The 12,286-nt window shown below is 39.1% G+C and carries 15 protein-coding genes and 1 other RNA gene; 12 read left to right on the forward strand and 4 right to left on the reverse strand.

Annotated elements, in window-relative coordinates; all coding sequences use genetic code 11:
- Position 1: 1 nt before the first annotated feature.
- From ODZ84_RS09270 to ODZ84_RS09310, 9 genes are all read left to right on the forward strand, one after another.
- Positions 2-568 carry a hypothetical protein gene (locus ODZ84_RS09270; RefSeq protein WP_266176722.1) on the forward strand — a complete coding sequence of 189 codons (567 nt, stop codon included), beginning with the start codon at positions 2-4 and terminating at the stop codon, positions 566-568.
- Position 569: 1 nt separating this feature from the next.
- On the forward strand, positions 570-1,073 hold the full coding sequence (locus tag ODZ84_RS09275; RefSeq protein WP_266176723.1) for a hypothetical protein: 504 nt from the start codon (positions 570-572) through the stop codon (positions 1,071-1,073).
- 104 nt (positions 1,074-1,177) lie between these two features.
- On the forward strand, positions 1,178-1,561 hold the full coding sequence (locus ODZ84_RS09280) for a hypothetical protein (RefSeq protein ID WP_266176724.1): 384 nt from the start codon (positions 1,178-1,180) through the stop codon (positions 1,559-1,561).
- Positions 1,562-1,565: 4 nt separating this feature from the next.
- Entirely contained in the window at positions 1,566-2,132 is a 567-nt protein-coding gene (locus ODZ84_RS09285) for a hypothetical protein (RefSeq protein ID WP_266176726.1), read from the forward strand.
- Positions 2,133-2,147: 15 nt separating this feature from the next.
- Positions 2,148-2,714: a hypothetical protein gene (locus ODZ84_RS09290; RefSeq protein WP_266176727.1), complete on the forward strand. Its 567-nt coding sequence runs from the start codon at positions 2,148-2,150 to the stop codon at positions 2,712-2,714.
- Between the two features lie 28 nt (positions 2,715-2,742).
- Positions 2,743-3,126 (forward strand): hypothetical protein, encoded by a 384-nt coding sequence (locus ODZ84_RS09295; RefSeq protein WP_266176728.1) that lies wholly within the window; start codon positions 2,743-2,745, stop codon positions 3,124-3,126.
- A gap of 4 nt (positions 3,127-3,130) precedes the next feature.
- Positions 3,131-3,688, forward strand: a complete 558-nt coding sequence (locus ODZ84_RS09300) for a hypothetical protein (RefSeq protein ID WP_266176729.1) — start codon at positions 3,131-3,133, stop codon at positions 3,686-3,688.
- A gap of 1 nt (position 3,689) precedes the next feature.
- Entirely contained in the window at positions 3,690-4,202 is a 513-nt protein-coding gene (locus ODZ84_RS09305) for a hypothetical protein (protein ID WP_266176731.1), read from the forward strand.
- Positions 4,203-4,261: 59 nt separating this feature from the next.
- A complete protein-coding gene (locus tag ODZ84_RS09310; protein ID WP_266176732.1) occupies positions 4,262-4,645 on the forward strand; it encodes a hypothetical protein in 384 nt (127 codons plus the stop codon).
- A gap of 112 nt (positions 4,646-4,757) precedes the next feature.
- Here the strand turns inward: ODZ84_RS09310 and rnpB are convergent.
- An RNA gene (rnpB, locus tag ODZ84_RS09315) (RNase P RNA component class A) lies at positions 4,758-5,088 on the reverse strand.
- Positions 5,089-5,266: 178 nt separating this feature from the next.
- Between rnpB and ODZ84_RS09320 the strand changes: the two genes are divergently transcribed.
- From ODZ84_RS09320 to ODZ84_RS09330, 3 genes are read left to right on the forward strand one after another with little or no spacing between them, the layout of a single operon-like run.
- The gene (locus ODZ84_RS09320; RefSeq protein WP_259111651.1) at positions 5,267-5,758 is read left to right on the forward strand and encodes an RNA polymerase sigma factor; all 492 of its coding nucleotides are present in this window, start codon (positions 5,267-5,269) and stop codon (positions 5,756-5,758) included.
- A complete protein-coding gene (locus ODZ84_RS09325) occupies positions 5,751-6,425 on the forward strand; it encodes a beta-carotene 15,15'-monooxygenase (RefSeq protein ID WP_266176735.1) in 675 nt (224 codons plus the stop codon). The genes ODZ84_RS09320 and ODZ84_RS09325 overlap by 8 nt, the downstream gene beginning before the upstream one ends.
- Positions 6,426-6,485: 60 nt before the next feature.
- The gene (locus tag ODZ84_RS09330) at positions 6,486-8,108 is read left to right on the forward strand and encodes an AMP-binding protein (RefSeq protein ID WP_266176737.1); all 1,623 of its coding nucleotides are present in this window, start codon (positions 6,486-6,488) and stop codon (positions 8,106-8,108) included.
- Between the two features lie 95 nt (positions 8,109-8,203).
- Here ODZ84_RS09330 and rpoN read toward each other — a convergent pair whose 3' ends face one another.
- From rpoN to ODZ84_RS09345, 3 genes are all read right to left on the reverse strand, one after another.
- Positions 8,204-9,667 (reverse strand): RNA polymerase factor sigma-54, encoded by a 1,464-nt coding sequence (gene rpoN / locus ODZ84_RS09335; protein ID WP_266176738.1) that lies wholly within the window; start codon positions 9,665-9,667, stop codon positions 8,204-8,206.
- 422 nt (positions 9,668-10,089) lie between these two features.
- Positions 10,090-11,538, reverse strand: coding sequence for an asparagine--tRNA ligase (asnS, locus tag ODZ84_RS09340; protein ID WP_266176739.1), 1,449 nt, complete (start codon positions 11,536-11,538; stop codon positions 10,090-10,092).
- A gap of 135 nt (positions 11,539-11,673) precedes the next feature.
- Positions 11,674-12,273, reverse strand: coding sequence for a CDP-alcohol phosphatidyltransferase family protein (locus ODZ84_RS09345; RefSeq protein ID WP_266176740.1), 600 nt, complete (start codon positions 12,271-12,273; stop codon positions 11,674-11,676).
- Positions 12,274-12,286 lie beyond the last annotated feature (13 nt).

The raw sequence follows: 12,286 nt of genomic DNA on the forward strand, positions 1-12,286 counted from the left end.
GATGAAAAAGTTTTTAACCATCATCGGAATTTGTTTGGTATTATCAGCTTATGCACAACAGGGAACTTTTATTCTTAATAATTATTCTGCTTATAATTTTAACGGAGCCATTGTCGCCGGTAATCCGACTCCTACCGGAGGTACATGTTACCCGCTGGTAAGCAGCAGTAATCCAAATCCCCTTGTTGTTCCGGCAGATTCCCATATCGGTAACGGATTGGCATTACAAATCGATAATTACCGCGATCAGTACACCGCTTCCCTTTATCCAATCGCTACCTGGGAAGTCAGCACCAGCGCAACTAATCAGGGCGTTCTGAGAACATGGAGTCATCCTGCAGTAATGCCCGGCGGAGCTGTCTCCAACAATACAAAATGGGGAGGATCTAAATTTTATATGACTGATCCTGCCACGGGAGCTCCGGTACCGTTATTTAATGCCAACATTGCAGTAGCCGGCACCTGTAATACCACCGTTCCGGATTATTATACATGTCCTTCCGGAAGTGCGGAAATATTCACCATCAACTCAGGAACCAATACCATTACTTATTTAAATATATATTGATATGAAAAAAACAATACTGCTTGCTTTTATGCTTCTGGGCTGCTGCACTTTCTCCCAAAGCACCCGCTTAGTCATTAATAACTACAGTTCTTATAATCTGGTCGGCAGACTGATTGCAGGAAGTCCGACTGTCGCCAATGCTTATTTAATCGCTGCACCCAACACACCCGGCTCATATACCGTACCTGCGCTGATGACCGACATACAATATACATCTTTCGATACGTCAGGTTTATCTACGCTTCCCATATACAACTGGTATCTGGCAGCCGGAATGTTTCCTTATAATGATCCTGCTGTAAGTGCACTTGTACCTGTTTCAGAATGGGCTACCTTTTATTTTCAGACAAAAGATAATGCAGGAAATTCTTATGAAGATTTCCGTATCGGTAACCCTGCAATATCATCAGGCATAGGGTTTACGAGCTCCAGTTATCAACTGGGTTCCTATTCAGAAGCCGAATGGTTTGATATCGGAGGCTACACCTACCTTCAGGTATATTAATCTTATCATAAAAAACGTATTGTCACTATTTTAAGCTGAATTTCACATTCTGCCAGATAGGATTATGCAAAAAAAATACATTAACAAACATCTAAATTTCATCCATGAAAAAACATTTTTTATTAGCGGCATTGGCCGTTCTAAGCCTTAGCACCGTTTCATGTAATAATGAATCTGCAGCCGTAAATACCGTTGAAAGTATGAAAACCCCGGAAATGGACAATTTCAGTAAAGCGTTCAAAAGTCTGGGAGATCCTCAGAACAGACCTACGGAGGAAGAGAAAAAAAGAAATACCTCTGAACTGAGTGACCGCAGAAAAGCTTTACTGGTACCTGCGTCCAAAGCATTAATACTTTCTACCGGTGTTACAGAGTCCGAACTGACCAGAAAAACAAATGGTGACATGAGTGCTATCATTATCTGGGCTACCGAAATCTATTCAAAAAAGAATGCTGAAATCCGTAATAAAATAAAAACTGAGAACTAAGATTATGAAAAAATTTTTATCTGCAATCGGAATTTGTGCGGCTGCTATAGCTTATGCACAAGGAACACTTATCCTTAATAATTATTCGTCTTATGACTTTAACGGATATATTTATGCCGCTAATCCAGCCCCTACCGGAGGTAACTGCTATCCAATGGTAGGTAACGGGACGCCAGATCCTATTGTGGTTCCGGCAAACTCCAATACGATTACAGGCACCCAATTGGAATTCACTAACTACAAAGATCAGTTTACCAACTCATTATACCCTGTTTCTACATGGCTAGTCAGTACAAGTGCAACTAATCAGTCTATCCCAAGAACATGGAATCATCCCGCAGTAATGCCCGGTGGTACCGTTTCTAATAATACCAGATGGGCCGGATCTAAATTTTTCATGACCGATCCTGCCACGGGAGCTTCTGTTCCATTATTTAATGCAAATATTGCGGTATTCGGAAGCTGTAATTCCTCTTTCATTCCGGATTCTTTTGTTTGTCCTTCAGGATCTGCTGAAATGTTTACCATAAGTTCGGGAACGACTGTAACTACTTATTTTGAAATTTACTAATGACCTATTATTAACATGAAAAAGATAACTGCAGCCCTGTTGTTATTAGCAGGCGCAATGCTCTATTCCCAAAGTTCCATTTTTGTGATGAACAATTACAATACGAATTTTCATGCCGTAGGAAGGTTTTTTACCGGAAGCAAGACTCCGGGTAATAGTTTATCTATGTTTGCAGCGCCCAATCCTACTCCTTACGGAGCCTATACCATGCCTTCAGGTATCTATCATAAATATGGAAGCTTTGATACATCCGGAGGAACGGGAAATATAATGGACATTGATGAATGGTACGTAAATGATCCGGCAAATCCGGCAAACTCAGGAACCTACAATTATAATGACCCTTTCATAAGCTCGTATATGAAACCCAATAATGACTGGGCAGGCTATATATTCTCGCTTAAAGATATCTCCACCGGAATAAATTACGATTCTTTTCAAGTAGGAGATCCAGCGATAGCCGCGAATGCAGGTTTTGTGGTCAACTCATCTCAAATCGGTGCTACCACGGGAGTAGAGGCAGAATGGTTTACGATTTCTTCAGGAGCCGATATGGTGACTTATTTTACCATTTATCCATAACATTATATAATATATCTAAATAATACTCATGAAAAAATATTTTTTACTGGCAGCTTTTGCCACTTTAAGTCTTACAGCGGTGTCCTGTAATAATGAATCTGCAGCCGTAAACACTGTTGAAAGCATGAAAACCCCGGAAATGGACAATTTCAGTAAAGCCTTCAAAAGCCTGGGTGATCCTCAGAACAGACCTACCGAAGAGGAGAAAAAAAGAAATACTTCTGAACTGAGCGACCGGAGAAAAGCTTTGCTGGTACCGGCATCCAAAGCATTAATACTTTCTACCGGTGTTACTGAAGCTGAACTGACCAGAAAAACAAACGGTGATATGAGTGCCATTATTGTCTGGGCTACCCAGATCTATTCACAAAAAAATAATGAAATCCGTAATAAAGTAAAAACTGAAAACTAAGATTATGAAAAAGATTATAACATCATTAAGCTTATTCGCTGCATGCCTTGCGTACTCACAGGGGAGCACGCTTATCATAAACAACTACTCACTGGCTTATGATTTCCACGGAAATATTCAGGCCCTGAATGTTGCCGGGGGCTGCTATCCAATCATAAGTTCCAACAATCCGGATATGGTCGTGGTTCCTGCAGACTCCAACGAAATAAACGGACTGCACCTGGAATATAAAAACTACAGGGATCAGTTTGGAACCTCGCTTTACCCAATGGCGGCATGGAACGTTTCGCTTTCTGCCACCAATCAGATGCCAAGAGCCTGGAATCACCCAAGCCTCCTGCCCGGAGGAGTTATTTCCAACAATACCAAATGGGTAGGCTCTAAATTCCAGATGTATCACAAAGGAACCAATAATCCTGAAACTTTCTTTAACGGAAACCTCGGGGCAGATGTAGCCCCTTGTATTACCAATGAATCTTATATCACGACCCCTTACGGTGATGCTGAATGGTTTACGATAACATCCGGAGGAAATAATTACACTTATATACAAATTTTCTAATATGAAAAAAATAATATGTTCATTATTGCTGATCTGCGGAACATTCGCCTTTTCCCAAAGCACAGCATTGGTCATTAATAATTTCAGCCATTACAGTCTTCAGGGGAGACTGATGGCAGGGAATCTTTCCACTGGCAGTCCGGTAGCTTATGCGGCTCCTAATGCTCCGTACGGTGTTTATACAGTACCTGAATTTGTGACCGATGTTGAATATAAAACGCTGAGCACTTCAGGGTTTTCTACTTTACCCATCGACACATGGTACGTTACAGATCCGGTATACGGAGGAACTCATCTGTTTAGCGACCCGGTTATGGATACCGTAAGTTCAATGGTAGAATGGGGAATATTTCACTTCATAGCCAAAGACAGTGCGGGTAACGGTACAGACGAGTTTTCTATGGGAGAGCCCGCAGCCGGAGGTGTATACTACGATCTCGGAACCTACTCTGAAGCAGAATGGTTTACCATAGGAGGCGTATATACCTATCTGCAGGTTTACGATTATCCGTAAATATCAGTCACATCGAAATAATTAAGCAATTACCTACAATCTATCCATCTAAAACTATTATGAAAAAATATTTTCTACTGGCAGCTTTTGCCACTTTAAGTCTTACAGCGGTGTCCTGTAATAATGAATCTGCAGCCGTAAACACTGTTGAAAGCATGAAAACTCCCGAAATGGACAATTTCAGTAAGGCGTTCAAAAGCCTGGGCGATCCTCAGAACAGACCTACCGAAGAAGAGAAAAAAAGAAATACCTCTGAACTGAGCGACCGCAGAAAAGCTTTACTGGTACCTGCGTCCAAAGCATTAATACTTTCTACCGGTGTTACAGAAGCTGAACTGACCAGAAAAACAAATGGAGATATGAGTGCCATTATTGTCTGGGCCACCCAGATCTATTCACAAAAAAATAATGAAATCCGCAATAAAGTAAAAGCTGAAAACTAAACGTATCAGCAAAGTGCGATTCCTTATATAAACAAAATTCATTTATAACAGAAAAGCGGAGAATATTCTCCGCTTTTGTATTTCTGATGATTTCCACCGATCATTCATAATAAAAACGAGAAAATCTATAAGCCGGATTTTGTATCCCACTGCAAGAATGAGACGCCTGTTATTTATCTACTCCCTTTATTGCTAAAGGGATTAAGCTGATTACCCCTCGGCTTTCAGGGCGAGCAACCCCTATTTTCATTGCTGAAAAGAACCGATATACTTATCATTGCACCACAAAGAGTTTACCTGGTTTCACTACAGCCGAACTGTACCTGCTTTCTGTTGCACTTGTCCTACCCTCACGGGTGACGGATGTTATCCGCTTTGATGCTCTACGGTGTCCGGACTTTCCTACCCTTACCGAAATAAGAATCAACAGGCCGATTTTCTCGTGGCTGCAAAGATAGAGAATTTGAAAATTTGGCAACGTGATAATTTGAAAATTTTTAATTCACAGTAAGGTTTATGCTATTATTTTAAAAAAAACTTTATTCACTCATTTTTCAAATTACTTAATTTTCAAATTTTCAAATTATATTATATCTTCGCTACTTAATTTATACATCCGCATTGGCTTCAAAAGAAAAAGAATTCGCGCAGCTTATTAAAGATAATCAGGGACTGATTATCAAGGTTTCGCGTCTCTATACAAATTCTCTTGAAGATGAAGAAGACCTTTTTCAGGAAATTGTTCTACAGCTCTGGAGAAGCTATGATTCTTTTAAAGGAAATTCCAAAATTTCTACGTGGATGTACCGTGTTGCTTTGAACACTGCCATTACACTTTTCAGAAAAAAAAGCAAAAGCCTCCCTACCAATGAACTGGATATCAACCACCGGGATTTTGTAGAAGATGATGATGATAAACAGCAGCAGATTTCACTTCTCTATACCGTGATCAAAACACTGCCGAATGTGGAAAGAGCCATCGTAATGATGTATCTTGACGACCTGCCTTATAAGGATATTGCAGAAAACCTCGGAATTACCGAAGTAAATGCGCGCGTGAAAATGAACAGATTAAAGAAAACCCTAAAGGAACAAATGGAAAAATATGCCTGAATTTGACTTAGACAGTTTCAAGAAAACATGGCAGGAACAACCTGTTCAGCAAAAATATGACCACAGTGCCATCCTCGAGATGCTTAATAGAAAGTCACGGAATTATGTGAAGTATATACTATGGATCAGTGTTGTAGAATTTATATTCTTTTCCATATTGGGGTTATTTTACATTCTTCAGGGAAAAGAATCCAACAGCTTCATCAGTATCCTGGAAAAACTGGGCGCCCGAAAAACAACGGAACTTGAAGGTTCGCTCGACAACATTTATGTAGTGTTAAAAGTGTTGAGCCTTTCTATTACTGCTTATTTTGTTTACAAATTCTATCAGAATTACAAGAAAATAAAAATTGAAGAAAATTTAAAAAAGTTAATTCTAAAAATTATTCAGTTTAAGAAAACCGTGAACGCTTTTATTCTGATTAATATTATCCTGTTGATTTCATTTACCTCTGTTTTTACTTTATTTATATTGTATGTTTTAAATACCCAGAATATTGAGGTGACGAATTCCACCCTTACAGGTTTTATCATCGGAGCCATCATCAGTACCGCGGTCGCCGTGCTTTTGATCTGGCTTTATTATAAAATTGTGTACGGAATTATCATGAGAAAATTAGATAAAAATCTAAGGCAGTTAAAAGAAATAGAATCGCAGGAATTTTAATGTTACATAAAGAGATTTAGGATATTATTATTAATTTTATTGATCCAAATCTCTTATTTTATGCAATTATCATATGTTCACGGTGCTTCAGAGATTCCATTATTGGGAGAAACGATCGGAAGTAACTTAAAACACACGGTTGAAAAATTTCCCAATCACGAAGCTTTAGTTTGTATACATCAAAGCTACAGGGCTACTTATCAGGAATTTTATAATCAGACTACCGCTGTCGCCAAGGCGCTTATCTTTTTGGGTGTGAAGACCGGGGACCGCGTAGGAGTATGGTCTACCAACCGTTACGAATGGGTTCTTCTGCAGTATGCCACTGCAAGGATAGGAGCTGTTTTAGTGAATATCAATCCTGCTTACCGGACCAGTGAGCTTATCTTTGTGATCAATCAGTCGGAAATGTCACATATTTTCTCCTCGCTGGCTTTCAAATCCAGCGATTATAAAAAAATGATTACCGACGCCAGGGAATTCTGCATCACTCTAAAATCAGAAATTTTCTTTGATGACAATTGGGAAGAATTCCTGAACAACGGTCAGGAAATCTCTGATGATATATTACACAGCTTTGAGGAATACGTACAGTTTGATGACCCTGTAAACATTCAGTATACTTCGGGAACAACCGGCTTTCCCAAAGGGGTCACACTTTCCCATCATAATATCCTGAATAACGGCTATTTTATCGGTGTACGGCTGAGGTATTCCGAAAAAGACAGAGTCTGCATTCCGGTTCCGTTTTATCACTGTTTCGGAATGGTGATCGGAAATATATGCTGTACTGCCCACGGGGCCTGTATGGTAATTCCGAATGACAGTTTTGATCCCGGAATTACCCTGAAAACAGTTTCTGAGGAAAAGTGCACATCACTTTACGGAGTACCCACGATGTTTATTGCAGAGCTGGCGGTAAAAGATTTTGAAAGATTTGATTTCTCCAGTTTAAGAACAGGAGTCATGGCCGGATCTGTCTGCCCTCCGGAGATCATGAAAAAGGTAGAAAGCCTCATGAATATTAAAGAAATGAGCATTTGCTACGGCATGACCGAAACCTCTCCCGTTTCTACCCAGACTTTAATAGGCACTCCTTTTGAAAAACAGGTGAATACCGTGGGAACCGTCCAGGACCACCTTGAAATAAAAATTGTGGATGAGCAAGGGAGAACGGTCGGACGCGGTGAACATGGTGAATTGTGCACAAGAGGGTACTCTGTCATGCTGAAGTACTGGAATGATCCTGAAAATACAAAAAAGGTGCTTGATGATGCCCGGTGGATGCACACCGGCGATATGGCGGTGATGGATGAAGAAGGATATATTACCATTTCAGGAAGAATAAAAGACCTGATTATCCGGGGTGGCGAAAATATTTCACCTAAGGAGATTGAAGATTTTTTGTATACCTATCCTAATATTCTTGATGTTCAGATTATCGGTGTTCCGAGTGAAAAATTCGGGGAAGAAGTCATGGCATGGGTGAAGCTGAGAAAAGGATTTGAGGTAACCGAAGAAGAATTATTAAGCTATTGTAAAGACAGGATTGCCCACTATAAAGTTCCGAAATACTGGAAATTTGTAGATGAGTTCCCTATGACGATTTCAGGAAAAATACGGAAGGTAGAAATGCGTGAAATTTCCGTAAAAGAACTCGGTTTAGAGAAAATAAAAATGTAAATAAAAAACGCTGATAGTAATGCTTCTTGTTTATGAATATCTTATAAAAAATAATGCTCAGTTTTTCTGAGCATTATTTATATTGTTGAAATACTTTACAGTTCTTTTCTTAATCTCGCCACCGGAATATTGAGCTGCTCACGGTATTTGGCAATCGTTCTTCTGGCAATATTGTACCCCTGTTCTTTCAGGATCACTACCAGAGCATCATCGGTAAGAGGCTTTCTCTTATTTTCTTTGCTGATAACTTCCTGAAGATGTGTCTTGATTTCTTTTGTAGAGACCTCTTCCCCGTCGTCATTGGTAAGACTGTCTGAGAACAGGTCTTTCAGATAAACAATTCCGTTTGGAGTATCAGCATATTTACTTTTTACCACTCTGGAAATCGTAGAAATATCAAAGCCCGTAATGTCAGCGATGTCTTTTAAAATCATAGGTCTTAAAGATTTTTCATCACCGGTGATAAAATAGTCTTTCTGAAACTTTACAATTGCAGTAATGGTCTGCAATAAAGTATTCTGACGCTGATTAATGGCATCAATATACCATTTGGCAGCATCCAGTTTCTGCTTGATAAATAAAGCGGCCTGTTTATGCTCAGAAGAATTCTTATCATGGGAATACGTCGTCAGGATATCTTTATATTCTTCAGAAACCCTCAGAGTAGGTGCATTCTTACTGTTCAGCATCGGGATCACCACCCCATCTTTTACCTGGATTACAAAATCCGGAATAATTTCCTGATTGATGGTGATGGTCTGGGTATCAAAATTACCTCCGACTTTGGGAGACAATTTTGAAATTTCGTCCAATGCGTCTTTAAGATCATCTTCTTCAATATCATATTTCTGAATGATCTTATTGTAGTGTTTATTGGTTAAGGCATCAAACTGGTATCGCAGGATATTGGCCGCTAAAGAAACCGCTTTATCGGAGCTTACTTTCTTTTCGATCTGCAAAAGGAGACATTCCTGTAATCCTCTTGCGCCTACTCCGGGCGGATCCAGTTTCTGCACATAGTTTTCAAGGATATCTTCCACTTTCTCTTTTGTGGTGTACAAACCCTGTGAAAAGGCAAGATCATCCACAAGAGATTTTATCTCCCTTCTCAGATATCCGTCCGTATCAAGGTTTCCGATAATATATTCTGCAATCTTAAGATCCTCCTCATTAATGCTTGATAAGTGAATCTGCTCGTTAAGATAATCATACAGAGACTGCCCTTCTGTTAACAGACTTTCATTGTCAAATTCTTCGTCATCCGGAGAATAGTTGCTGGATGCAGTTTTATAGGTGGGTTCATCGTCGTAGAGATAATCATTCACATCAAAATCAGTTTCAATGCTTTCTGTTCCTTCATTTTCATACGATTCTTCCAAAGAAGAATATTCATCTTCCTTCGATTCATCTTTTGCGATCTCCAAGGCAGGATTTTCTTCTAACTCTCTTTCGAGTTCCTCTTCAAATTCCAACGTGTGAAGCTGGATCAACTTCATTAGCTGAATTTGCTGAGGTGCCAACTTCTGTCCTAATTTGAGTTGTAAGTGTTGTTTAAGCATATTTACTATTGGTGTTCTAACATAACATATTGCACGAATTTAATAAAATTTTTCGATAAAAAACAGATTTAGCACGATTTTTGTATTAACAATACCATAATAAACTATTGGAAAATAAAAAAAGCCTTGAAGATGATACTTTTAAGGCTTTTTTTTTATGCATTATTGCTTCTGTTTTTAATCCTGCGAATGATAAGTATATCTGGTTATTCATCTGTATTCCGACATTACTCAGTTTTTCCTGATAAAAAAAATTACCCATCCTGTCATTTAATACTTCCGAAGTTCTGTTGCCTGCCTGTAATTCTTTTGTATTGATTTTAAAAACTGGTTTTCCTGTATAGCATCTATATCTTTCTGTTTAAAAACAAATAAAAAATCCTTCCAATAATAATTAGAAGGATGATATTATTAAGTAAGATCTAAAACTCTGCATTTTTAGGCGTTCTGGGGAAAGGAATAACATCTCTGATGTTGGTCATCCCCGTTACGAAAAGCACCAGTCTTTCCAGGCCTAATCCAAATCCTGCATGAGGCACCGATCCGAATTTTCTGGTATCAAGATACCACCAGAGTTCATGCTCATCAACATGCATATCTGCCATTTTTTGCTGCAGAACGTCCAACCTTGCCTCTCTTTCCGAACCTCCGATAATCTCTCCGATTCCCGGGAAAAGAACATCCATAGCTGCAACAGTCTTGTTATCGTCATTAAGCTTCATATAGAATGCTTTAATTTCTTTAGGATAATCAAATAACACGACCGGGCTTTCAAAGTGCTTTTCAACGAGATATCTTTCGTGCTCAGACTGAAGGTCGGTTCCCCAGCTTTCAACCGGATACTGGAATTTTCCTTTTTTATTTTCCTTCGAGTTCATCAGGATCTCAATCGCTTCAGTATAGCTAACTCTTTTGAAGCGTTTCGCAATAACATTCTGAAGTTTTTCGATCAGTCCCTCTTTAGCTCTGTCTTTTTCTGCTTTTCCTTTTTGTTCTTCTTCAAAACGCTTGTCCAGAAACTCCAGATCATCTTTGCAGTGATCTAAAACATACTGAATCACATATTTCAGGAAGTCTTCTGCAAGATCAATATTATCTTCCAGATTATTGAACGCCACTTCCGGCTCAATCATCCAGAATTCGGCAAGGTGTCTGGTCGTGTTTGAGTTCTCGGCACGGAAGGTTGGTCCGAAAGTATAAATTCTTCCCAATCCCATCGCTGCGGTTTCTCCTTCAAGCTGCCCTGAAACCGTTAAATTGGTCTTTTTACCGAAAAAATCCTGAGCATAATCGATCTCACCATCTTCTCCTCTCGGAATGTTGTTGAGATCAAAGTTGGTAACTCCGAACATTTCACCCGCACCTTCTGCATCAGCACCCGTAATCACCGGTGTATTGATATAAAAAAACTGGTTCTGGTTGAAAAAAGAATGTACTGCAAAGCTTACGGCGTGGCGTACTCTGAAAACAGCTCCGAATAAATTGGTTCTGAATCTCAGGTGAGCCTGATCTCTCAGCGTTTCCAAAGAATGCTTCTTAGGCTGAAGGATGGTTTTGTCTCTGTCTTCGGTAAAATTATCTCCTAAAATAATAATTTTTTTAGCAATAATTTCAACAGCCTGACCTGCCCCCTGGCTTTCCACCACTTCACCGACAACTTTCAGAGAAGCTGCCGTACTGATCTTACTGATAATCTCTTCGTCGAAATTCTCAAAATCAACAACGATCTGCAAATTATTAATTGTAGAACCATCATTCAGCGCAATAAAGCGATTTGCACGGAACGTTCTTACCCAACCGTAAACCGTAATGTCATGATGTAATACCTTCTTGTAATCCTGCAGGATTTCCTTAATTGTCTGCTTTTTCATTTGTTGATTAAATTTTTTTGTATAAAAATTAATGGGTGCAAAGTTACAAAAAAACAGCGCACTTTAATAAAGGCACTGTCTTAATTAAAAATCAATTGAATAGAATTCAATAAAAAACCATGCTTCAGTCGAATCTTAATTGAAGAAAATCGATTTTTTATGCTTTTTACCGCCCCGGATTTTCCAGGCATGATAAGCGCTCGGAACATCATACTGCCACTTTGGAAGTAATAAAATAATAAGAATCACATCGATATGAGAAACAAGCCCTAAAATTACAGTAAGAGAAAAAGCCCAGCCTGCCTGCTGAAATCCTATTAGATACGTAAAGGCAATGAGTAAACTCAATCCCCACATTTTAGATATAAAAGCATGGGTACAGGTTTCTTTTCCAAACTTACAGAGGCTTACGACATAGCATAATGCTTCCATTATAAAGATGAGAAGAATTCCTTCCCATTTTTCTTTAATCAGGTCAGGATTTAAGAAATAGGAAGCAAAACCTAATGAAAGCCAGAAAATCAGGTCGGTCTGACTGTCTAACCTTCTTAATTTTTCGGAAGAAACGCCCACTTTCCGGGCTATGATTCCATCGAAGATATCTGTGAATAGTCCGAAATACATCAGTCCTAAAATTAAGAATCTGGATTCTTCACCTCTAAGACAGGCTGATAAAAGGATGATCGGGGCCATTATCAATCGCATGGCGATTAAAATATAGGGAATCGTTTTCATAGTGTATATTTTT

It is taken from the genome of Chryseobacterium fluminis (assembly GCF_026314945.1).
GTDB classification, from domain to species: Bacteria; Bacteroidota; Bacteroidia; order Flavobacteriales; family Weeksellaceae; genus Chryseobacterium; species Chryseobacterium fluminis.

Excerpts from the sequence above, each read along its gene's own strand:
- ODZ84_RS09270 (WP_266176722.1), top strand. The coding sequence starts at position 2 with ATGAAAAAGTTTTTAACCATCATCGGAATTTGTTTGGTATTATCAGCT.
- ODZ84_RS09275 (WP_266176723.1), top strand. The coding sequence starts at position 570 with ATGAAAAAAACAATACTGCTTGCTTTTATGCTTCTGGGCTGCTGCACT.
- ODZ84_RS09280 (WP_266176724.1), top strand. The coding sequence starts at position 1,178 with ATGAAAAAACATTTTTTATTAGCGGCATTGGCCGTTCTAAGCCTTAGC.
- ODZ84_RS09285 (WP_266176726.1), top strand. The coding sequence starts at position 1,566 with ATGAAAAAATTTTTATCTGCAATCGGAATTTGTGCGGCTGCTATAGCT.
- ODZ84_RS09290 (WP_266176727.1), top strand. The coding sequence starts at position 2,148 with ATGAAAAAGATAACTGCAGCCCTGTTGTTATTAGCAGGCGCAATGCTC.
- ODZ84_RS09295 (WP_266176728.1), top strand. The coding sequence starts at position 2,743 with ATGAAAAAATATTTTTTACTGGCAGCTTTTGCCACTTTAAGTCTTACA.
- ODZ84_RS09300 (WP_266176729.1), top strand. The coding sequence starts at position 3,131 with ATGAAAAAGATTATAACATCATTAAGCTTATTCGCTGCATGCCTTGCG.
- ODZ84_RS09305 (WP_266176731.1), top strand. The coding sequence starts at position 3,690 with ATGAAAAAAATAATATGTTCATTATTGCTGATCTGCGGAACATTCGCC.
- ODZ84_RS09310 (WP_266176732.1), top strand. The coding sequence starts at position 4,262 with ATGAAAAAATATTTTCTACTGGCAGCTTTTGCCACTTTAAGTCTTACA.
- ODZ84_RS09325 (WP_266176735.1), top strand. The coding sequence starts at position 5,751 with ATGCCTGAATTTGACTTAGACAGTTTCAAGAAAACATGGCAGGAACAA.
- ODZ84_RS09330 (WP_266176737.1), top strand. The coding sequence starts at position 6,486 with ATGCAATTATCATATGTTCACGGTGCTTCAGAGATTCCATTATTGGGA.
- rpoN (WP_266176738.1), bottom strand. The coding sequence starts at position 9,667 with ATGCTTAAACAACACTTACAACTCAAATTAGGACAGAAGTTGGCACCT.
- asnS (WP_266176739.1), bottom strand. The coding sequence starts at position 11,538 with ATGAAAAAGCAGACAATTAAGGAAATCCTGCAGGATTACAAGAAGGTA.
- ODZ84_RS09345 (WP_266176740.1), bottom strand. The coding sequence starts at position 12,273 with ATGAAAACGATTCCCTATATTTTAATCGCCATGCGATTGATAATGGCC.